This is a genomic window from Streptomyces doebereineriae (genome assembly GCF_031845645.1).
Classification (GTDB): Bacteria; Actinomycetota; Actinomycetes; order Streptomycetales; family Streptomycetaceae; genus Streptomyces; species Streptomyces canus.
This window is the reverse complement of sequence record NZ_JAVREZ010000173.1, coordinates 1-476: the sequence shown is the minus strand read 5'-3', so window position 1 is coordinate 476 and position 476 is coordinate 1. Positions and strand designations below refer to the sequence as shown.

Genomic DNA, 476 nt, shown 5'->3' with positions numbered 1-476 from the left:
ACCGGGGGCAGCTCGGCCTCCCGGGCCAGCTGCTCTGCGGGGGCACCCGCCGGATGTGCTCCTGCGGCCTCCAGCAACCGGAGGTCCCGCTGGACGGACACAGTGGGCTCGGCGCCGGGCTGGTCACCCATGCCACCAGCATGGACCCGGCGCCGGGGCGCGGCATCTCGGGTGGGGAAAACCCGTGGGGGGCGGGGGTCCCGGCGGCCGGGCCGTGGGGCGGGCGGGGCGTCCGTACCCCGCCCGCACCCTCACCCGGTCATGTCACGGTGAACGCGGAGGACGTGCCCGTGAACGGGGTGATCCTCCCCAGCAGGTTCTTCGCGTCCCCGTGGTGCACGATCCGGTAGGTGCCGGGCGGGGTGTCCGCGCCGATCCGCCAGGTGACCGTGGCCTTCGACGTACCGGTCAGTCCGTTGATCCGGGTCCAGCGGTACGTGGTCTCCCAGTCACCGTCGTCCAGCACCCGCGTCCAC

General features: G+C 74.2%; 1 protein-coding gene and 1 pseudogene. Both read right to left on the bottom strand.

Annotated elements, in window-relative coordinates:
* Positions 1 to 131: pseudogene (locus RNB18_RS51305) on the bottom strand (IclR family transcriptional regulator); the annotation flags it as partial.
* Positions 132 to 259: 128 nt separating this feature from the next.
* Positions 260 to 476 (bottom strand): neutral/alkaline non-lysosomal ceramidase C-terminal domain-containing protein (locus RNB18_RS51300; protein WP_311720966.1); only part of this gene is annotated, 217 nt, incomplete at its 5' end.